General features: G+C 68.2%; 17 protein-coding genes and 1 pseudogene. 5 read left to right on the top strand and 13 right to left on the bottom strand.

Annotated elements, in window-relative coordinates:
* The first annotated feature begins 10 nt into the window (after positions 1-10).
* A complete protein-coding gene (locus tag AB0O89_RS03850) occupies positions 11-1,057 on the top strand; it encodes an ATP-dependent DNA ligase (protein ID WP_363494351.1) in 1,047 nt (348 codons plus the stop codon).
* Positions 1,058-1,060: 3 nt separating this feature from the next.
* On the opposite strand, the gene AB0O89_RS03845 is transcribed toward AB0O89_RS03850, so the two are convergent.
* From AB0O89_RS03845 to AB0O89_RS03800, 10 genes and pseudogenes are all read right to left on the bottom strand, one after another.
* Positions 1,061-1,582 carry a nitroreductase family deazaflavin-dependent oxidoreductase gene (locus AB0O89_RS03845; protein ID WP_363494349.1) on the bottom strand — a complete coding sequence of 174 codons (522 nt, stop codon included), beginning with the start codon at positions 1,580-1,582 and terminating at the stop codon, positions 1,061-1,063.
* Positions 1,579-2,631, bottom strand: a complete 1,053-nt coding sequence (gene ligD, locus AB0O89_RS03840; protein ID WP_363494347.1) for a non-homologous end-joining DNA ligase — start codon at positions 2,629-2,631, stop codon at positions 1,579-1,581. The genes AB0O89_RS03845 and ligD overlap by 4 nt, the downstream gene beginning before the upstream one ends.
* A complete protein-coding gene (locus tag AB0O89_RS03835; RefSeq protein ID WP_363494345.1) occupies positions 2,621-3,682 on the bottom strand; it encodes an SseB family protein in 1,062 nt (353 codons plus the stop codon). The genes ligD and AB0O89_RS03835 overlap by 11 nt, the downstream gene beginning before the upstream one ends.
* Positions 3,683-3,765: 83 nt before the next feature.
* A complete protein-coding gene (locus AB0O89_RS03830) occupies positions 3,766-5,349 on the bottom strand; it encodes a TrkA C-terminal domain-containing protein (protein ID WP_363494343.1) in 1,584 nt (527 codons plus the stop codon).
* 136 nt (positions 5,350-5,485) lie between these two features.
* Positions 5,486-7,873, bottom strand: a complete 2,388-nt coding sequence (locus tag AB0O89_RS03825) for a UvrD-helicase domain-containing protein (RefSeq protein ID WP_363494341.1) — start codon at positions 7,871-7,873, stop codon at positions 5,486-5,488.
* A gap of 147 nt (positions 7,874-8,020) precedes the next feature.
* Positions 8,021-9,109 (bottom strand): peptidase C39 family protein, encoded by a 1,089-nt coding sequence (locus AB0O89_RS03820; RefSeq protein WP_363494339.1) that lies wholly within the window; start codon positions 9,107-9,109, stop codon positions 8,021-8,023.
* A gap of 1 nt (position 9,110) precedes the next feature.
* The gene (locus AB0O89_RS03815) at positions 9,111-10,679 is read right to left on the bottom strand and encodes an ABC transporter ATP-binding protein (RefSeq protein WP_363494337.1); all 1,569 of its coding nucleotides are present in this window, start codon (positions 10,677-10,679) and stop codon (positions 9,111-9,113) included.
* The gene (locus AB0O89_RS03810; protein WP_363494335.1) at positions 10,676-11,533 is read right to left on the bottom strand and encodes an ABC transporter permease; all 858 of its coding nucleotides are present in this window, start codon (positions 11,531-11,533) and stop codon (positions 10,676-10,678) included. The genes AB0O89_RS03815 and AB0O89_RS03810 overlap by 4 nt, the downstream gene beginning before the upstream one ends.
* A 76-nt stretch (positions 11,534-11,609) precedes the next feature.
* Positions 11,610-12,443: pseudogene (locus AB0O89_RS03805) on the bottom strand (ABC transporter permease); the annotation flags it as partial.
* A gap of 100 nt (positions 12,444-12,543) precedes the next feature.
* Positions 12,544-15,213, bottom strand: a complete 2,670-nt coding sequence (locus AB0O89_RS03800) for an ABC transporter substrate-binding protein (RefSeq protein WP_363494333.1) — start codon at positions 15,211-15,213, stop codon at positions 12,544-12,546.
* A gap of 110 nt (positions 15,214-15,323) precedes the next feature.
* Between AB0O89_RS03800 and AB0O89_RS03795 the strand changes: the two genes are divergently transcribed.
* Positions 15,324-16,031, top strand: a complete 708-nt coding sequence (locus AB0O89_RS03795) for a DUF1684 domain-containing protein (protein ID WP_363494331.1) — start codon at positions 15,324-15,326, stop codon at positions 16,029-16,031.
* A 102-nt stretch (positions 16,032-16,133) separates the two neighbouring features.
* Here AB0O89_RS03795 and AB0O89_RS03790 read toward each other — a convergent pair whose 3' ends face one another.
* Both AB0O89_RS03790 and AB0O89_RS03785 read right to left on the bottom strand, forming a co-directional pair.
* A complete protein-coding gene (locus AB0O89_RS03790) occupies positions 16,134-16,799 on the bottom strand; it encodes a response regulator transcription factor (RefSeq protein WP_363494329.1) in 666 nt (221 codons plus the stop codon).
* Complete coding sequence (locus AB0O89_RS03785) at positions 16,796-17,974, bottom strand: PspC domain-containing protein (RefSeq protein ID WP_363494327.1); 1,179 nt, start codon at positions 17,972-17,974, stop codon at positions 16,796-16,798. Before AB0O89_RS03785 ends, AB0O89_RS03790 begins: the two co-directional genes overlap by 4 nt.
* Before the next feature lie 114 nt (positions 17,975-18,088).
* Here AB0O89_RS03785 and AB0O89_RS03780 point away from each other — a divergent pair, with 114 nt between their 5' ends.
* The 3 genes from AB0O89_RS03780 to AB0O89_RS03770 are packed head-to-tail and all read left to right on the top strand — an operon-like array spanning position 18,089 to position 20,613.
* Complete coding sequence (locus AB0O89_RS03780) at positions 18,089-19,624, top strand: PspC domain-containing protein (RefSeq protein WP_363494325.1); 1,536 nt, start codon at positions 18,089-18,091, stop codon at positions 19,622-19,624.
* Positions 19,625-19,657: 33 nt separating this feature from the next.
* A complete protein-coding gene (locus AB0O89_RS03775; protein ID WP_363494323.1) occupies positions 19,658-20,146 on the top strand; it encodes a hypothetical protein in 489 nt (162 codons plus the stop codon).
* Between the two features lie 50 nt (positions 20,147-20,196).
* The gene (locus AB0O89_RS03770; RefSeq protein WP_363494321.1) at positions 20,197-20,613 is read left to right on the top strand and encodes a YccF domain-containing protein; all 417 of its coding nucleotides are present in this window, start codon (positions 20,197-20,199) and stop codon (positions 20,611-20,613) included.
* 8 nt (positions 20,614-20,621) lie between these two features.
* Here AB0O89_RS03770 and AB0O89_RS03765 read toward each other — a convergent pair whose 3' ends face one another.
* Entirely contained in the window at positions 20,622-21,038 is a 417-nt protein-coding gene (locus AB0O89_RS03765) for a hypothetical protein (RefSeq protein ID WP_363494319.1), read from the bottom strand.
* Between the last annotated feature and the right edge of the window lie 60 nt (positions 21,039-21,098).

The raw sequence follows: 21,098 nt of genomic DNA, 5'->3' as shown, positions 1-21,098 counted from the left end.
TGCTGACCGCATGCCCTACGCGATCCCCGAGCCGATGCTCGCGAAGTCCGTCGACAGCATCCCCGCCCCCGACGCCGTAGCGGGTGGCCTGAGCTTCGAACCGAAGTGGGACGGCTTCCGCGCGCTCATCTCGTGGGACGGGACGGATGTCGAGATCGGCAGCCGCGGCGCGAAACCGCTCACGCGCTACTTTCCCGAGCTCGTCGAGGCGTTCGCGCGGCTCCTGCCCGAGCCGTGCCTGCTCGACGGCGAGATCGTCATCGCGCTGGGCGAGTCCGGCTCGCAGCGCTTGGACTGGGACGCGCTGACGCAGCGCATCCACCCCGCCGAGTCCAGGGTGCGGATGCTGAGCGAGCAGACCCCGGCGATGTTCATCGCGTTCGACATCCTGGCTCGCGGCGAGCGCGATCTTGCCAGCGAGCCGTTCGCCTCCCGGAGGGCGGAGCTCCTCGACCTGCTGCAAGCCGTGCCGCATCCGGTGCACATCACGCGCACGACAGACGACCCTGACCGGGCCGCCCGCTGGCTCGATGAATTCGAGGGGGCGGGCCTCGACGGCGTTGTCGCGAAGCCGCTCGCACAGCCCTATGCGCCGGGCAAGCGCACGATGTTCAAGATCAAGCACGCACGCACGGCGGATGTCGTTGCCCTCGGATACCGCGTGCACAAGAGCGGTACCGGCGTCGGTTCACTCCTCGTGGGCCTCTACACCGACGACGGTCGGCTCGTCCAGGTCGGCGGGGTCGCAGCGTGGTCAGACAAACGCCGGCTCGAGCTGGTCGACGAGCTTGAGCCGTTCGTCGAACGCGACGAGTCCGGCGCCGCGGTGACCGGTGAGGGCGAGCGCTCTCGCTTCGCTTCGGGCAAGGACGTGTCGTTTGTACAGCTGCGCCCCGAGCTGGTGCTCGAGGTGCGCTACGACCAGCTCGAGAAGTGGCGATTCCGCCACACGGTGCAGTTCGTGCGGTGGCGCGAAGATCGTGATCCCCGCTCGTGCACCTATGAGCAGCTGGAGACTGTCAACGCGTACGACGTGGGCGCGGTGCTCGAAAGCTGACAGTCAGCGGGTCAGTTTGCCGACTGGCGGGGTGAACTCGACGACAGGTATGGTCACCTCTCCCCCGTTCAGCTTGTCCATCGCCCCCTTCAGGTGTTCCCAGGTATCCGGGTGCACGCGGGCGTAGCGGGCGAGGACCGCTGCAGCATCGGCTTCGGGCAGGATGCGGGACGTCGCGGGTACGCCCTTCGAGCGACCGACCCAGAGCCGGGCGGCGGGGTTGGCGTGGAGGTTCTTCAGCCACTGCGCGCGAGAGCCGTGGCCGGAAGCGACACGGAGCGCGTTCGTCTCGCGCTCGATCACCTCGAGAACGACGTAGCGAGGCTCGCAGCTCTTGCGGCCGATGTGCTCGACCATCACGAACCTGCCGCCGAACAACCAGCCGAGGCCTGCACGAAAGACCAGAATCGGGGCGCGGACGATCCAGCGCGTCTGAAGCAGGCGCGCTGCCCACTGATCGATCGTCGCCGGTGTCTCGGAGCCTGTCGTATCGGAGCGCGCCCCGTCAGTGGTCTTCTCGGTCACGCGGTCTCTTCCGTTTCGTGACCGCTCGTGTCGGGTTTGCGTGCCCGGCTCGGTTGCACGCGTGGGGGTTCGCCGGGCATCTTCGGGAACTCGGGCGGGAACGGCAACTCGCCGAGGCCGTCGGCGAGGTCGCGCTCCCACCACTCCAGCAGCGTGTCGATTCGCCCCGGGGATGTTCCGAAGTCGGCCCACGGGTCGCCGAGCTCGGCAAGGCGCCCTGGCACCGTGCGCACCGTGAAGGATGCCGGATCGACAGAGGCCAGCTCCTCCCACATGATCGGGGTGGCAACGGTGGCGGTCGGGAGGGCGCGCGGGCTGTAGGCCCCGGCCATCGTGCGGTCGCGATTTGCCTGGTTGAAGTCGATGAAGACGCGCTGCCCGCGCTCTTCCTTCCACCAGCTCGTCGTGACCTGTTCCGGCATCCGTCGCTCCAGCTCGCGACCCGCGGCAATGACTGCGTGCCGAACATCGAGGAACTCCCAGTCCGGTTCGATCGGGCAGAACAGGTGGATGCCGCGGTTCCCGCTCGTCTTGATCCACGCCGCAAGGCCCGCCTCGGCGAGCACATCGCGTAACGCCGGGGCGACGGCCGCGGCATCCGCGAAATCGGTCCCTGGCTGCGGGTCGAGGTCGATCCGCAGCTCAACCGGGTTGTCGGTGTTCTCGGTCCGCGATGCCCAGGGGTGGAAGACGACGGTGTTCATCTGTGCCGCCCAGACGACGGCGGCGGGCTCGGTGAGCACGATCTGCGGATGCCGACGCCCGCTGTTGTAGGTCACGGTGACGGTGTCGACGAAGGACGGTGCACCCTTGGGCGGGTTCTTCGAGAAGAACATCTCACCCTCGATCGAGTCGGGGTAGCGCTCGAGCGAGACGGGACGGTGGCCGTTGGCGGCAAGGAAGGGCTCGGCGACGGCGAGCAGGTACTCGGCCAGCTCGCGTTTGGTGATCCCGACCGCCGGCCAGAGCACGCGATCGGGGCTCGACAGCCCGACCTCCCGGTCACCGTCGGGGCCGGGGATCTCGAGGATGACTCGGTCAGTCGCCATCGCCCGGAGCCTCGACCATCAGCGGGGCGAGGTCCTCACGGTCGAGGCGAATCCACGGACCGGCGGGGTCGATGAGGATGCCGGCAAGCCCGGGGTCTGCGCGAAGTGCAGCACCCAGCTGCACGCCGGTGACGGGGGCGGGCCGGTCACCGCGCCCGAGGGCGGCGATCTCGATGGGGTGCGTGAACACTTCGATGAGGCGGTCACCGTCGGCAGTGCGGGCCTCGGCGACCCCGACCTGATCGGACCCGTCGGGCTTGTTCACCGCGATCCACAGACGCGATGAGGGGATGGCTGCCACGACATCGTCGGGCGTGGACTCGGTGCGGCGAGCGGAGAGCAGCTTCTTGATGCTGAAGTCGGGATCGGCCTGCTCCATCATCTGGGCGATGAGCTCTCGCGACAGCATGGCTCTGGCGGGCGCCGACGCCGGGTCGACGATGAGGCCGGCGTACGTTCCCGACAGCAGGAACCGGAGCACAGCCTGCGCGGGCTGGGCCATCGCCGAGGTGTCGGTGGCGCCGTCGGCAGCGAGGCTCGCGCGCAGAGCGGCTACACCGCTATAGACGAGCACGTACTGCTTGTCACCGATCGTCGTGATGGCCAGAGGAATGTTCTCACCTTCGGCCAGCATCCGCTTCGCGTCTCCCTTGACGCGCAAGAAGAGGTGTCCCTGCAGAAGCTGGCGCGCAACCTGCAACAGTTCCGCGGGCTCGGGCCGCTCCGGAAGCTTCGCGAGGGCAGTCACGAGCGGGCCGTTGTCTTGCAGCCCCGGCCGGGGAGGAGCGTCGGCCTCGTCGTCGCCTGCCGCTTCTGCGGCATTTACCGCCGGTGCTGGCGCCCCCAGACCCTGGAACGACGACATCGAGATGCCGACCACCGCGTCGAAATCTGGTTCGTCGTCAGTGATCTCGGAGGGCTGCGAAGCTGCTGCGTCGACGTCGGATGTGGTGTCGGCGACGACCGCGTCGTCAACGGATGCCGCATCGTCGGAGGCGCCCTCGGGCGTCTCGGCAGGCGTTGCTGCAGGGCGTCGAGAGAACAGAGCCATGTTTCGAGGCTACAGACGTCGAGCGCCCAACGGCACCAGGGTTGTCACAGGTGGGGAAAGACGGTAAGTCTCGGCCGCACCCCTCAGAGCAGCGTCAGTAGCTGTGCCAGCAGGATCTTCACGACCAGCGCCGTCGGATAGACGAGGCTGTAGCCGAGGGCGACACGGACGTCGTGGCCGGTCCGTTCCTGGGCGAAGGCGAGAATCGCGGTGTTCGTCTGCGCTCCGGCGATGACACCCGAGAGCTTTGTGCCGCCCAGGTGCAGGATGCGTCGCACGAGCAGGTAGGTGCCGAACATCGCGAAGGATGTCACGACCAGGCCGATTCCGACAAGAGCGACGATCTCTCCCGATGCGATCGCCTGCAGAATCTGCGATCCCGCCTTCGATCCGGCGTACGCAAGGAAGATCAGGAGGCCGAGCTCGCCCAGCGCGGTGGCCGCCGCATTCGGAATCGTCGTCACGAACCGGCCGATGCGCCCGATCCTGCCCATCACAAGGCCGACGATGAGCGCACCGGCGGCAGCTCCGAGCGACAAGTGGGATCCGCCGGGCAGCGGCACTTCGATGAGGCCGAGCAGCATGCCGGCCGCGATGCCGAGGCCGAGCGCCACGGGGTTGAGGTCGGCCATGCCGCGTTCGGAGTCGCCGAGAAAGGCTGTGACCGCGGGCAGCTGGTCGCGCGGCGCGACCACGCGAAGCCGGTCGCCCTGGTGCAGCACGAAGTCGGGTGTGCCGAGGAACTCGACATCCCCGCGCCGCACCCGCACGATCGTGGCGCCGAAGCGCTCAGCGACGCCGAGCTGGGCGATCGTGCGCCCCGACCAGCGTGCGTCCGACAGGATAATCCGCCGGTAGTCGAGGCGGCTGCGGTCGTGGGTGATGTTCACCGTGGACGGATGCCCGAGCTCATCGGTGACGGCTGCCACGACCCGCTCAGGGCCGACCACATTGATGATCGCGCCCTTTTCGAGCACCGTGTCGGGGCCGACGACAATGACCTCCCCGCTGGGGCGACGCAGGCGCGACACCAGCACCCGACCGCCGTGCCGCCGCGTGAGGTCGGTCATCGTGGGGGTGCTGTCGGTATCGATGCGGATCACGAGATCGACGATCCGCGGTGGCGCGTCAGCGTCAGTGCGGCTGTGGCGAAGCGCGAGAGCGACGGCGCCCATCGCCCCGATGACGCCGAAGATGTAGGTGCTCGCATACCCGACCGTGGCTGCCGGGCTGCCCCCGGTAGCAGCAAGGGCAGGGGTGCTCGTGACCGAGCCGGCATAGGCACCGGCGATCGTTTCCGGCGACAGATCCAGCATCGTCCCGAGGCCGAGCGTCAGGGCCGCGGCGACGATCATGATGGCCGAGACGAGCAGCAGCATCCAGTACGACGTGCGGAGGGCGTTCACGAACCCCGGCCCGGCGATGACGCCGATGCTGAAGGCGAAGAGCACCAAACCGAAGTCGCCGACGTACGAGGGCACCTCGATCGTGACGCCCTGGGACACACCCCAGGCCGTCAGCGCAATCATCGTGAACAGCACGGCTACCGCACCAAGGGACATCCCCCACAGCCGGATGCGGCCGATCGCCGCGCCGACACCTGTGACCAGGAACAGCACGAGCACCGGGTGATCGGCGAGCACTGTGAGCACTGACGCGAGGGTCATGAGCCTCCTTCTGCCAGCGGGCCTGATCTGCCCTGGGCGCTGGTGCGCCCTCGCTCACGCCGTCATCGCGATCGTACGCTCGGCCACCGGCGGCGCTCAGGGGCGAAAGTCCTGGCGCGCTGGCCAGACGCGGCCGTCAGAGCTTCTCGATCGGAGCGATCTTGATCAGAAGCTTCTTGGCTCCGGCAGTATCGAACCGCACATGCGCGACGCGCTTCGCCCCCTCGCCGGTGACGGCATCCACTCGCCCTTCGCCGAAGTCGTCGTGACGGATGCGGTCACCTGGCGCGAGCTCCATGTCACCGTTGTCGCGCACCTTCGCGGGGATGCGGTTGGCGAACTTGTCGATCGAGGTCGACTTCGGCACGAGTGCGTCGCCGTAGCGGCCCGAACCCCCGAAGCCGCCGCCCGCACCAGACCGCCCGGGCCGAGCATTGAGTGCGCGGGACTGCGAACCCCCGCGCGAGTTCACATCCCCCGGGGACTGGCGCCAGTCGATGAGCGTCGCGGGAATCTCTTGCAGGAAGCGGCTGGGCATCGCGACCGACACCTCACCGAACTGCGCACGGGTCATGGCGAGCGTGAGGTAGAGGCGCGCCCGAGCGCGCGTGACCCCGACGTAGAACAGGCGTCGCTCCTCCTGTGGTCCGCCCGGCTCGCCGGCCGAGATGCGATGCGGGATGAGGTCTTCTTCGACGCCCGTGATGAACACGGTGTCGTACTCCAGACCCTTTGCGGTGTGCATCGTCATGAGCGACACCGACCCTGTCGCATCGTCGAGGTCATCGGCATCCGCGACGAGGGCGACCTCGGTGAGAAAGTCGATGATCGTGCCGTCGGGGTTGTTGCGGGCGAACTCCCGAGTGACGGCGACGAGTTCGTCGAGGTTCTCGACGCGCGCTTCGTCCTGCGGATCGCGCGAGGCGCGCAGGGCGTCGAGGTATCCCGACTTGTTGAGCAGCAGCTGGAGTCCCTCGGCCACCGTGGTCGGCGGGGGAAGTTCGCCGGACGCCGGGAGCATCAGGGCACTGGCCTCGGCGAGCACGGCATCCAACTGCACGATCGCGGCCTGGATCTTGGGTCCGACGCCGAGCGCCGAGGCGTTGGCGAGGGCATCGCGGAACGTGATCTGCTGGTCTGCCGCGTAGCGGGCGATGGCCGTTTCGGTCACGTCGCCGATGCCGCGCCGCGGCTTGTTCAGGATGCGGCGCACGGCCATCTCGTCGGCGGGATTGGCGACGGCGACGAGGTATGCGAGGGCATCCTTGATCTCGGCGCGCTCGTAGAACTTGGTGCCGCCCATGATCTTGTAGGGCACAGCCGAGCGGATGAAGATCTCTTCCAGCGCACGGGACTGGGAGTTCGTGCGGTAGAAGACTGCCATCTGCCCGTACTCGACACCGCGACGGTGGAGGGCCTCGATCTCGTCCGCGACGAACTGGGCTTCGTCATGCTGCGAGTAACCGGTGAACCCGACGATCGGATCCCCCGCGCCGACATCGGTCCACAGCTTCTTGTCCTTGCGGTCGAAGTTGTTGCCGATGACAGCGTTCGCTGCCGAGAGGATGTTCTGGGTCGACCGGTAGTTCTGCTCGAGCAGCACGACCTTCGCACCCGGGAAGTCGCGCTCAAACTCGCTGATGTTCCGGATGTCGGCGCCGCGGAAAGCGTAGATCGACTGGTCGGAGTCGCCGACGACCGTGAGCGAGGCTCCCTCGAGTTCGGGGGCTTCGTCGGGCTCGAAGATCATCATTCCGCCGACGGAATACGGCTCGGCCGCAGCTCCCGTGACGGGGCGGGTGAGCTCGTGAATGAGCGCGTACTGGGCGTGGTTCGTGTCCTGGTACTCGTCGACCAGGACATGCCGGAAGCGCCGGCGGTAGACATCCGCGACCTGCGGGAACGCGCGGAACAGGTAGACGGTCTGGGCGATCAGGTCGTCGAAGTCGAACGCGTTGGCGCGCTGCAGGGCTCGCTGGTAGTCGCCGAAGATCTCGACGAACAGGCGCTCGGCGGGGTCGCTCATGTTCGCCTGGCGGGCGAAGGACTCGGCATCCGCGAGTTCGTTCTTGAGCTTGGAGATCCGTCCCTGCACACCGGCGGGGGTCAGCCCGAGTGCGTCAGCTTCGTGCTCTTTGACGAGGCGCTTGATGAGCGCGCGGGAGTCGCCCGAGTCGTAGATCGTGAAGGCCTTCGTGAAGCCGAACTGCTCGGCCTCGCGCCGCAGGATCCGCACACACGCCGAGTGGAACGTCGAGATCCACATGCCGCGTCCGCGTTCCCCGACGAGCTGCTCGACGCGCTCGCGCATCTCACCGGCAGCCTTGTTGGTGAACGTGATGGCGAGAATCTGGCTGGGGTAGGCCTCGCCGCTGCGAAGCAACGACGCGATCCGGTGGGTGAGCACTCGGGTCTTTCCCGACCCCGCGCCCGCGACGATCAACAGCGCCGGGCCCCGGTACAGAACCGCCTCACGCTGCGGCGGATTCAGGCCGGTCAGAAGCTCGTCATCCACCACATCCATAACCCCGCAAGTCTATTCGCGACCCCGGACATCCGCCCCGGCTCCGCGCAGCCCCGCGGGTGACGGTCTCGATTGCAGGATCAGATGGCTTTCGACGCCCCTCACGGCGGACAAAGCCGCCATTCCTCCTGCGATCGGGCCGTCTACTCAGCGCGGCGACAGGAAGATGACGCCGCGATAGCCGTCGCGACCCCAGGCGACGAGTCGCTCCAGGTCATCGACGTGGATCGGAAGGTCGTGCGTGTCGACCCACGTCTCTCCCGTCGCTGTGTTCACCCACGGGTCCTCGACGACGACGTAGGGCCCGGCAGTAGCGTGAGCGACGATCCAGTGCGGGCCGGGGTCGGCGTGCATCGGCGCCTCATCGATGAGAAGAAGGGCCTGCTCGCCCGCCGCCACCCGCGCGGCCACCTCCGTCATCGGGATGCGGGCTGTGTCGACCCGGATGCCAAGATCTGCCGCGCGCTTGCGCGACTCCTGCTGCAACTCCGCACGAAAGTCGTAGTCGAAGCCGGAGAACTCCTCCAGCAGGACCGGTCCCGGGTGATCGAGCGTGACCTCGACGGCGCCGTGAGGCCCGATGTGCTCCTGCACCGTGACAGCCAGCCCGATCGGTTCGCACGCCGGATAGTTGCTGGCACGCCGCCAGAAGTCGATCTCGAGATCACGATCGGACACACTCTGCCCCGCGAACCCGGGGCTGCCGAAGCGCTCGGTGGCGATGAGGCCAGCCACCGCCCCACAGGTGAAGAGCGTCGTCTGCCCGTAGTACCCGGGCTCGTCGTGGGTCAGGGGAACGAGCCAGCGCACGAGTCCGCGCGTACCCTCGGTCCCCACAGCTCCCCACGGGGCGCGCAGGGGCGCGAAGTCGTGTGCCGAAGCCGACTCGGGCACGGCAGCGCCCTCAGGAACCTCCCACTTCACAGCGGCATCCCCGCGCTCTGCCGCAGCGGCGATCACTCCCGCGATGAGGCGATCGGCGGCGTCATCCGGCGCATCGGGCGAGGCCCACACGTCGACGATCTTGGTCGCAGCGGTTGCGGGGCGACCGGACGTGAGCGCGGCAGCCAGGATGCCGGCACCGTGCCCGAGCGTGTGCACCGTCGGGCGGTATCCGGTGCGCTCGATCCGCCAGCGCGCGGCTCGTTCGCCACCCAGAGCGTCAGCAAGGCCCGCATCCAGAACCGCCGCGACAGCGTCTGCGCCTTCCGCAAGCACCGGTTCGATCGATTGCACGTCAGTCTTCTCTCTCGCCGGTACTCACCGACGTGTTCTCGCGGTGCGCGGCGGCAACCAGCATCCGGGTGTATTCGTGGTGGGGCTCGGTGAGCACCTGTTCGCACGGTCCGCTCTCGATCACGCGGCCGTCCCAGAGCACCGTGACCGAGTCGGCGAGCAGTCGCACGACGGCCAGGTCGTGCGAGATGAACAGCAGCGAGATGCCGAGGTCGTCGCGCAGCTTCGTCAACAGCGTCAGGATCTGGGCCTGCACCGAGACGTCGAGTGCCGAGACCGATTCGTCGCAGATGAGCAGGCGCGGCCTGGGCGCCAGGGCGCGCGCGATGGCGACGCGCTGGCGTTGGCCGCCCGACAGCTCGGCCGGTCGCTTGCCGGCGAAGTCGGCGGGAAGCCCGACGGTCTCGAGCAGCTCCGCGACATCGGATGCCGGGCGGTGCGCGACCGCGAGGGCTTCGCGCAGGATCGACCCGATCGACATCATCGGGTTCAGCGACGAGTACGGGTCTTGGAACACGATCTGCATCTGCGCGGGGGTGCGCGAGCGACGTCCGGGCGCGAGGTTATCGCCCGCAAAGGAGATGATTCCGCCGTCTTCGCGCTCGAGCCCCGCGATGCAGCGAGCGAGCGTCGACTTCCCCGACCCTGACTCTCCGACCACACCGACGATCTCACCGTCGCCGATCCGCAGGTCGACACCGTCGAGCACGGTGCGCTCCCCGAAGTGCTTCGTCACCCCCGTCACCTGCACGAGCGTCGGCGTCGTCTCGCTGGCGGAGGTCGGTGCGTCTCGCGGCGGAGCAAGCACGGGATCCGCGTCGATCAGCGCGCGAGTGTACGGATGCTTCGGGGAAGACAGCACGGCACCGGTTGTTCCGCGCTCGACGATGACGCCGTGCTGCATGACCAGAACATCGTCGGTGCGGCCGCGCACGAGCCCGAGGTCGTGCGAGATGAGGATCACCGACAGGTCTCGACGTGCCTGCACCGCACGCAGGAGGTCGAGGATCTCCGCTTGGTTCGAGGCGTCGAGGGCCGTGGTGGGCTCATCGGCGATGAGGAGCTTCGGATCGGCGGCGAGCGCTGCCGCGATAGCGACCCGCTGCCGCATCCCACCCGAGAGCTGATGCGGGAAGGCCCGCGCGACACGTTCGGGAAGCTTCACCTCAGCCAGCCGCGCGGCGACCTCGCGGGTGAGTTCGGATGCCGCGATCCGCCGATCGGATGCTGCCCGTAGCGTCCACGCGATCTGATCGCCGCACCGGTGCACGGGCGAGAGGCTCGTGAACGGGTCCTGTAGCAGAAGCGCGACGGTGGACCCACGCACCGACGTCCACGCTGCCGGTGCGGCATCCAGGGCAAGCGTGGTGTCACCGACGACGGCAGTTCCCGCGGCGCGGAAGCCACGGGGCAGGAGGCCGATGAGACTCTTCGCGCTGAGGGTCTTGCCCGATCCGGACTCTCCGATGATGGCCAGGGTCCGGCCCGCAGCGATGGTCGCGTCGAACGGTTCGACCATGACGCCCTGTGGCCCCCGCACCGTGAGCCCCTGAATCTGCACGCCGGTCATGGCTCTTCTCCTACCTGCGAGAGGCGCTGCCCGACCCAGTCACCGACGAGGTTCACGGCGCACGCGACGAGGATGATCAACGCCGCAGGCACGAGGACGGCCGCGGGATTGTCGAACATGATCGCCCGGTTGTCGGTGAGCTGCCGGCCCCAGTCGGCGGTCCCGGGCGGGACGCCGACGCCGAGGAACGACAGCGACGAGAACGCGACGATCGCGAAGGCGACGTTGAGCATCGCGTTCGTGATCACCAGGGTCGACACGTTCGGCAGGATGTGGCGGAACATCACGCGCCACCGTGAGAGTGAGAGCATCTGGGCCGCTTCGATGTAGGGCCTGGCCGACTGCTCGAGCACGCCGGCACGCACGATCCGGATGTCGGAGGGTGAGAACAGCGCGATCAGCAACACCACCGTGACCCAGTACCCGCCCCCGAACACACCGGCGACGACGATCGCGGCCAGCAGCACCGGAAGTGCCAGCAGCAGGTCGGTCCAGCGGCTGATCAGGAAATCGAGCCAGCCGCGTTCGTAACCCGCGAGAGTGCCGAGCAGGATGCCGAGCAGCATCGATCCGAGGGCGACACACACCGGTCCGACCAGGGCCGACGCGGTGCCCGCGACCGTCATGGCGAACACGTCGCGGCCGAGCTCGTCGGTGCCGAGGAGATGCCCGTCCTGACCCGGCGCCAGGAGCGCGGAGAGGATGTCTTGGCGCATCGCATCGGGGAACAGCAGCGGGCCGAGGACGGCCGCCAGCACGACGAGAGCAATGAGGCCCACCGACAGGATGATGAGAATCGGCATCCGTCGACGGCGGCGCGTCGGCGATGTCATGAGTTCGATGGCCGCGGTCATGCGGGCACCCCCGTTCGCGCACCCGCGGGTCGAGCAGGATGTAGGCGATGTCGGCCAGGAGCGCGATCACCGCGATGACGATCGCGACCAGGAGTGTGAGCGACTGTACGACGGCGATGTCCTTGAACAGCACGGAGTCCTGCAGCAGGGTGCCCAGGCCCGGCAGCGCGAAGGTCGTTTCGGCCAGCACCGTTCCGCCGACCAGGAAGGTCAGCACGAGGCTCGCGCCGGTCACGATCGGGATGGCGGCGTTGCGCAGCGCGATGCGCTGGACACTGCGCTCTGACAGGCCGCGAGCGCGCGCCGAGGTGACATAGTCGGCCTCGAGTTCGCGCAGCATCGCGGTGCGCGTCAGTTTCAGGATGATGGCCCCGAGGCCCAGGGCGAGGGTGATCGCCGGGAGCACGAGGTGCCAGAGCGTGTCGAGTCCGCCCGACCCTGCCCCGTACACCGGGAAGACCGGAAGGTAGTACGCGAAGACGTAGAGGAGCAGCAGGCCGACGGCGAACGTCGGCGCGCTGAGCCCGACGACCGCGAGCGCGCTGGCCGTGCGGTCGGATGCCCCGCCTGCCCGCACGGCGCTGCGCACCCCGAGCGGGATGGCCACCACGAGGGCGATGACGAACGCGATCCCGCAGAGTGCCGCGGTGAGCCCGACGCGGGAGGAGATCGCGTCGGCAACGGACGTCTGCAACCGGATCGACTCGCCGAGGTCCCCGGTGACGAAACCGCCGAGCCAGCGCACGTACTGCACGAGGAACGGGTCATCGAGGTGGTACTGGGCGCGGATGGCTGCCACCGCATCCGGTGAGGACGGCCGATTGCCGAGCAGGTTCTTCACGATGTCGCCCGGCGCGAGGTACATGAGCGAGAAGACGATGAAGGAGAGAACCAGCAGCACGCCGAGCATGCCGAGCACGCGCACCGCGAGCATGCGGCCAAGCGGCCGTGATCGCGGTGCGCGTGCCCGGAGGGGTGAACCTGTTGTCACAGTGGTGGTTCCGTCGGTGTTACTGCGCTGCGCGGTAGAGCTGCGTCGGCCACGACGAGATGAACGCGAACGGGCTGTAGTCGTTCATTCCGAGGTTGTTGGCAAACGCGGTGGCCGACTGGCCCCACCAGAGCGGAATGTTGACGGCATCCTCGGCCTGCAGCGTCTCGGCCTCGATGAGCAGGTCGATGCGATCACTCGGGTTGGACTCTGCGCCCACCTCCGACAGGAGCGACATGATCTCGGGGTTGTCGTACGCGGCGGGGTTGCCGACACCCAGCAGGTAGCTCGGGATCTCGGCGGGGTCGCCGAGCGTCGAGAAGTACCACATCATGTTCAGCCCGTAGTCGCTGGAGGCATCCAGGCTCGCGAGCCACTCCTCGATCGGCACCTCGCGGACGTTGAGCGTAATGCCGATCTCGGCGAGGTTCTGCGACAGCGCCTGGGCTGCCGTGCCGAGTTGCGGGCCGGTGTTGGGGGTGAGGATCTCGGTCTCGAACCCGTCGGGGTAGCCGGATTCTGCGAGGGCTGCCTTGGCGGCATCCAGGTCGTAATCCCACTGCGGGATCTCGGCGAGCTTCTCGCGGGCGACATCCGGAGAGTAGACGGCTGCGAGCGACTCGGGCGTCATGATCGCGGTAGCAGCTTCGCCGTGACCGCGCAGCAGCTTGTCGACGTAGGCGTCGCGGTCGACGGCGTGTGCGATCGCCTCGCGCACCTTGGGGTCATCGAACGGGGCGACCGACGTGTTGAAGTAGAGCCCCACGTACGACAGGTCATTGATGTAGTCGACCCGCATCGTGTCGAGGTTCTCCCACTGCGTGGACTGGGCCAGCGGCACGTTGAACGCCACGTCGATGTCACCGGACTGCGCCGCGAGGAGCCTTGTCGACTCATCAGGAATGAAGTTGACCGTGATGCTCTTGACCTTGGGCTCTTCGCCCCACCACGTGTCGGTGCGCTCGAAGGTGACGTGAGAGTCGGGTGCGAACTCGGTGACCTTGTACGGGCCGGTTCCCATCAGCAGCGAGGATGCCGTCCCGACGTTTCCGTCGTTGGCCTCCCAGAACGCCTTCGACGTGATGAAAGCAGCGCCACCGGTGCTCATGTTCTTGGCGAACGCGGCATCCGGCTCGGTGAGGGTGACCGTCACCTCACTGTCACCGGTCTTCTCGACCGACTCGACGTTGGTCATGTAATACGCGAGGCCGGGCGAGGTGGTCTCGTCGCGGGCCTCGTTGAGGCTGAAGACGACGTCGTCGGCGGTGACCGGGGTGCCGTCTTGGAACATCGCGTCATCGCGAAGCTCGTAGACGTAGGTGACGTCATCCGGCTGCGACCACGATTCGGCGAGGGCCGGCTGGATGGCACCGTCAGCGTCGATCGCGACGAGACCTTCCTGCGCGATCGAGGCGATGTAGTAGTTCAGGATGCCGGACTCCTGCCCGACGTACAGGTTGGAGAGTGAGCCAGGCAGCGCGACAGTGATGCTGTCGATCTGCTCGCCACTGTCGGCCAGGGCGGTGCTCGCCGACGGCGCCGGGTCGGCGCTGCACGCGGTGAGCAGAAGTGCTCCCGCAGCGACGACGGCGCCCGCTTGGGCGAGGCGGGCGGTGGACGGGAAGGGCATGGGACTCTCCTCTGTGGGTGCGGTTCGGGCGGGGTAGGTCGTGCGTGACGAACTGAATCGGGCACGATGGCTTGCGCTGCGGCGCCTCGCATCGAGAATGACCTCGACATCGACGGGCGACGGGCGAAGCGAGGCGAGCACACGAAGCGCGGCCTCGACGGCGGGGATCGTCGCAGCCTCGACGAGGACCGTCGCGGCTGCGCGGCGGGTGACTGCCGGAGTCAGTCCCCACACCCGCACGCCATCGGGAAGATCGATGCCCGCCAGCGCACTTTCGGCAACGAAGGTCGTGCCGACGCGGTGGCGGGCGAGAGCTACAGCTGCCGCGGCATTCGAGACCTGCATGTCGTCTCCGGCCCGCGGACGCTCGAGTCGCTCGGCGAGCAGGTCACCCGGTGATCCGTCGCCGCGTATCCACATCTCGTCGGCCAGCAGCGCGGGATCGATGCGCCCACCGACTGGAGCCAGGTTCGCGGTGCTCACCGCGACGATCTCTTCGGCGAACAGGAACGTCGAGCGCATCCCGCTGCGCCTGGTGATCGCGTGGCGCTCGCCGCTGACGGCAAGAGTGAGGGTCACCGCGATGTCGGCGCGGCCGTCCTGCACAAGTGCGAGGGCTGCAGCGTTGTCGGATGCCTCCACGAATGAGGCGTCGATGTCGGGCTGCTGCGCGGCGAGGCGCCCCAGCGCCGGGGCGACGACCGTGCCCACGGCGTCGGCGGAGGCTGCGATCCGGACGAGGTCGGCTCGGCGGCCCAGCATCCGTGCCAGCTCGGTAGCCGCGGCCGTCAGGCTGGCATCGATCCGGGGCGCGTGCTGAGCGAGCAGCGCACCGGTCGGGGTCAGGCGGGCGGCCCGCGCGGTGCGGACGACGAGTGCGACCCCGAGACGAGCCTCGAGCCGCTGCACGTGCTGCGTGATCGTCGGCTGCGAATAGCCGAGGGATCGTGCCGCTGCACTGATCGACCCCGTCTGATCGATCGCGACGAGGATGCGCAGGGAGTGGACATCGAGCGCACGGGTGAGCGCGTCGATGTCGATGTCACCTCGTTGATCCATAGCGAGATGCTATCTATCACTACGTTTCGATGGTGTAACAATATGTTTCTTACGGCTTATGCCCGCCACGATGGTGCTGTGGTGAACTCCCCCGAGACGGAAGGCAGACCATGACAACAACCGAGCAATGGCGTGCGCGCCGCGACGCCGCGGTCTGGTCGCCCGGCGGAATCGCAACGCTCGCGGCGACGCACTGGCTGGATCCGACGCCTCGCTCCTTCGACGGCGTTCCCGGCACGTGGCACGCAGCGGACGGACGGGCCATCGGCTCACTCCCGTCCGGACTGGTCAGCCTCGCACCCGGCGAGCGCTGGGAATCCGGAGGCCTCGAGCTTCGCGGCTTCGAACGTGATGGCGCGGTTGCCGTGCGCGTGTACGACCCGGCTGCACCCGCGACACGAGGGATCTCACGAATCGAACGTTGGCCCGTCGATGACCGGATGCGAGTCGTCGCACGACTGGAGCCCACACCTCACCGCGACGTGCCCACCGAGGCCGTCGACGGATATCGAAGTACCGATGATTTCGAGGGAGACCTGCACCTCACGCTGCCAGACGGAGACGTCACGCTGTGCGTGCAGCTGCTCGATGACGGCTCCCTGTTCGCTGCGTTCTCCGACGCCACGAGCGGAAACGAAAGCTACCGATTCCGGTTCCTCCGGATGCCGGCACCGGAGCCGGACGGATCGGTCACCGTTGACCTGAACCGCGCCTACCTGCCGCCGTGTGCGTTCTCAGACGGCTACGTGTGCGTCTTCCCGCCGCCCACGAACCGCTGGACCGTCCCGGTTCGCGCGGGCGAGCGGGCGGTGAGCTGACCCGGCGGCGTCATCAATCGATAATCCGATCCGGCGCCGAGAATCCGAACGGGAACCGCGAGAATCGGCGCCCGATCGGATTCTCGAGGAACAGTTGCGGAGTCAGAGCAGGCGGCGGGCCGAGGCCCAGGCCGTCAGCTCGTACCGGGACGATAGCTGCAGCTTTCGCAGCACGGCAGACACGTGGGTCTCGACGGTCTTCATCGAGATGAACAGCTCCGCCGCGACCTCTTTATAGGCGTAGCCGCGGGCGATCAGCCGCATGACCTCCTGTTCACGGGCCGAGAGCCGGTCGAGTTCGTCGCTAGCAGCCGCGGTCTCACCGGCGACAGCCCCGAACGCGTCGAGCACGAAGCCCGCCAGGCGCGGCGAGAACACGGCATCCCCGTCGGCGACAGCGCGAACCGCGGAGCTGACCTCGGCGATCGATGACCCCTTCGTGATGTAGCCGCGGGCCCCGGCACGGATGACGCGCACGACGTCTTCGGCGGCATCCGAGACGCTCAGCGCGAGGAACCGGGTCGAAGGCGCGGCCGGAGCCGCCCGGCGAATGACGGCCTCGCCGCCCGTCGCGGCAGCAACCTCACCCGTCTCGCCCGGAAGGTGCACGTCGAGCAGCACGACCTCGGGCTGCTTTGCGATGATCTCCGTGACAGCCGACTCGACGTCCGAGGCCTCCCCGACGACCTCGATCCCCTCGAGCGTGGAGCGGAGCCCCGACCGGAAGATCGAATGATCGTCGACGATCACGACACGGATGCCGCTCATGCCACCCCTCCCAGCCGCAGGTGAACTTCCGTGCCGCCGCCCGCACCGCGCCGCAGCGTCGCGGTGCCGCCCGCACGCCGCATCCGTCCGATGATCGACTCGCGCACCCCGAGCCGGTCTGCGGGGACGGCATCCGGGTCGAATCCTGGTCCGCGGTCGCGGACGAACACGTCGACGGATGCCGCGCTCCCCTCGATGTAGACCGAGACCTCGCCGCCGGCGTGGCGTGCCGCGTTGAGGATCGCCTCGCGCGCCGCAGCCGCCATCTCGCCGCTGGCGCGCTCCGCCGACGTTCCCGCGACGACGACGTCGATGCGTACCGGGTAGTCGATCTCGAGGGCCGCCGCATAGTCGCGCAGGTCGGTGGGAAGATCGCTGTCGGCGGGCTCGTCGCCGTCGTAGAGCCAGCCGCGCAGCTCACGCTCCTGGGCGCGCGCGATACGCGCGACTTCGCTTGACGCGCCCGCACGATTCTGGATGAGGGCGAGGGTCTGCAGCACCGAATCATGCAGGTGCGCCGCCATTTCGCTGCGCTGCTCCTCGCGGATGCGTCGCACCCGCTCCCCCGACAGCTCCCGCCACTTCTCGACGAACGTCGAGGAGTAAACGAGAACGATGCCGGCGATGAGAGCGAGCGCCCCGAGGAACGAGACGACACCTCCCTGCTGCAAGGTCGTGAGCTGAACGATCAGGAGTGTGCCCAGTGCAGCGGATGCAGCGATCCGCACCGAGAGCGCGTGTCGTGGCCCGCGCGCGGGGTCGGGCCCGTCGATCAGCGTTGCCCACAGGCCCGCGGCCCCGGCGAGCAGAATCGTCGCGAACATCGCCGCCCACCATGCCGGATGAGTCGCGTAGGTCACACCGCGACTGGAAAGGGTTCCCGCGACACCGCACGCAACAACTACCGCGCCGACCGACAAGCTGGCCAGGATCCACGCCACAGGCGCCCGCCGCGAGGGCGCGTCATCGCCGTCCTGCCAGGGGGTGAAGGCCCAGATCCACAGGTAGAGCAAGATGCCTGCCCCCCACAGGAGGCAGAGCGCGATGAACAGCATCCGTACCGCGAGAATGCTCCACCCGAGGTGTGCGGCCAGACCCTCCGAGGTGCCCGACACGAGGCACGCGCGCGGCCGTTGCAGGAGCGGGCGCGCGGGCAGGGCGGTGGCCGACGACATGTCGCCATCCAATCACCCGGATGCCGAGATCGGGAGCCACGGATGCCGGAATCAGGGTGTGCTCAGGGGATCACCCCATCGCCCCGAGACATCCCCGTCCACCACGATCGAAACATGAACACTTCGACGGAACCTCCCGCGACCGATCCGGGTCCGCCTCCCCCGCGGCCGGCAGCGCCGACCGGTTCGGACCGGTTCTTCGCCTGGGTCCGGGGACTCGGTGTCGTCCGCGCCGACGGCTGGCTCGGCGGTGTCTGCGCCGGGATCGCCGCCCGCATCCGTGTCGACGCAGCGATCGTGCGCGGCATCGTGGTCGTGGCGGCAGTGCTCGGGTTCCCGATGCTGCTGCTCTACGCGGTCGCGTGGGCGCTGCTGCCCGATGTCGGCGGCCGCATACACCTGCGGGAGGCGACGCGAGGACGCTTCGATCCGGCCATGGTCGCGATCATCATCCTGCTCGTGGTCGGCTTCGTTCCGGTCGTGCCGTGGTTCGGCTGGATGATGCCCGGGTGGAACACCGGCCCGATCGGGATCATCGGTTGGATCGTCGGACTCGCGCTCGTGGTGGGGCTCGTGATCCTGCTCGCTCGTGCGAGCGCTCGCCCGGCGAGCGACGCTGGCGCGCCCTCGACCTCGGTATCCGAGCCAGCCAGCGAGAAGACCGCACCGGATGCAGCGCCGACCCCGCCACCGGCCGAGCCACTGCCTCCCGAGCGGGGCGCAGGCAACGCCGAGATCGCCGAGTGGCGCGCCCGCCACGACGCCTGGCGCGCCGAGAACGACGCGTGGCGGCGCTCACAGAAGGATGCCGACCGCCTCGCCCGCGACCAGGCCCGGCGCGAGCGCGAGGCGCAGGCCGCAGCATTCGCAACCGCCGCGAACGAGAAGCGCCGCATCCGTCGCCTGTCCCGTCCGCGTGCAAGCGGCGCGTTCATCGTGTCGGTGATCGGGATCGCTCTGGTCGCCGGTGCGGGAGCCGCGATCTGGCATACGGCGGTCGATCCGGCCAGCGCGAGCACCGCCGGGGCATATGGATTGTTCACCGCGACCCTCGTGCTCGCGGTGTCGATGATCGTCGCCGGGCTCATGCGTCGGCGCAGCGGTTTCCTGGCGTTCGCGACAGTGATCGCACTCTTGGGCGGGACGGCTGCGGCCGTGGTTCCACCCATCGTGACCTATGCCTCCGAGTACCAGGCACGCTTTCACATCACTATCGAGAACTCGACGGAGCCCCAGGGAGTCATTTCGCAGGAGGACGGCGAGCTGTACGTCACCATTCAGCCGCTCCCCACGGAGCAACCGCCGCCGCTGCTTATCCACAAGGGCGACGGCTACACGACCATCACGGTGGTCCCCGGTGTCGCACTGGATCTCAACGCCATCCTGGGGACCACTGAAGTCTGGTACGACCGCTGGGATGAGGCGAACCAGGAGCACGTGGGCCCCCAACGAGTGCCCACCGACGATAGCGGCAGACTGCAGATGGTTCTCGCCTACCCTCAGACCCCGGTACAGACCACACAGCGCGTCGTCCTTGACCAAGACGCCGGCCAGGTCTATCTCTCCTTCACGGATCTCGATAGTCGCAATCCGCTCGGCGAGTCATCTCCCGAGCCACTTCCTACCGTCTCTCCGCTTCCTGCCCCATAGGGCGCGACCCCGACCCACTCCGAGGTGAATACGATGTCCACGAACGACTCCACTCCCGCACCCCCCAACGAGAACGTCGAGACCGAAGACCGCGACAACACGATGGTTCTCGAGGTCGTCGCCTCCGAGAAGCCGTCGCTGTTCCGGCCGCCCGCCCCGGAGAAGCCCGGAGCATCCGCGTCGGCCTCGGACGACGCATCAGTCCCCCTCACGCCCCCGGCGGCCGAGGAACCTCCAATGCCGGTGCGCGTTGCCGAGCTGACCCCGGCAGAGACTGGCGTCGAAGCTCCGCGCACGCGGTGGGCAGCCGTCGTCTGGGGGCTGTTCTTCGCCGCCGTCGCCATCGGTGGGCTCTGGCTCCTGTCCGAGCCGTCGCGCCCTAGCGATGCTGTCGAGTGGGCTGTCACGCTGGATGCGGCGACCGGAGTGGCCATTCTGATCCTGGGACTCGGCGTGATCCTGCTCGTCGCGGGAGCAGCCGGCCTTCTGCGTCGCACCCAGCGCCGCCGCACCGCCGACTGATCCGACCGAATCCCACCTCGCGCACAGGAGCGACGCCCAGAATGGACCTCATGAGAACCGTCCTGAACATCATCTGGCTCGTCTTGTCGGGGTTCTGGCTGTTCCTCGGCTACATGGTGGCGGGAGTCATCCTGTGCGTCCTGATCGTGACGATCCCGTGGGGCATCGCCTCGTTCCGCATCGGGGTCTACACGCTCTGGCCGTTCGGGCGCGAAGTCGTCGATCACCCGCGGTCGGGCGTCTTCTCGTTCCTCGGGAACGTCGTGTGGGTCATCCTCGCCGGTTGGTGGCTCGCGATCGGCCACATCGTCTCGGGTCTCGCCCTGTGCCTCACGATCATCGGCATCCCGCTCGGGATCGCGAACTTCAAACTCGTCCCGGTCTCGCTCATGCCGCTGGGCAAAGAGATCGTCGAGAAGCGCCGCGGCGGTCAGTTCGACCGGGCCGCCGGTTCCTTCTCGCGCTGACGACCGGGTCAGCCGAGCGCTGCGACCCCGGCGACGATCACGGATGCCCCGACCACGGCGAGCGAGAGCGCGAGCACCACGACCCCGGCCCACAGCAGCGCCATCGCCTTGCCGGGCTTCTGCGGATCGCGACCCATCACCGACAGGAAGAAGCCGGCTGGAACCAGGATCGCCGAGGCGAGCACGCCGACCGCTGCCCATTCCCAGCCTCCCGTCACTCCGGCAGATGCCTGTGCGAGGGCGCACACGATCCCCAGGATGACGAGCACGCCGGCGTGCGCGTGACCTGCTCGAAAGAACGTCTTCTGTAGCCCGTTGAAGGGGTAGCCGCCGGTCGTGGCGCGCAGCACGAAGGTGCCGCCGTAGGCGATGGTGATGACCGTCAGCAGGGTGGCGCCGACGACGATCGACAGGATCGGGGACATGGATGCTCCGCTTCGACTCTCCGCGCCGCCGGCGCGTATTGGATAGTGCCGCTACCCAAT

This window comes from Microbacterium sp. NPDC076895 (genome assembly GCF_040687115.1).
Lineage (GTDB): Bacteria > Actinomycetota > Actinomycetes > Actinomycetales > Microbacteriaceae > Microbacterium.
Note: the sequence above shows the minus strand (reverse complement) of the source record. Positions and strands in the feature narration are given on the sequence as shown.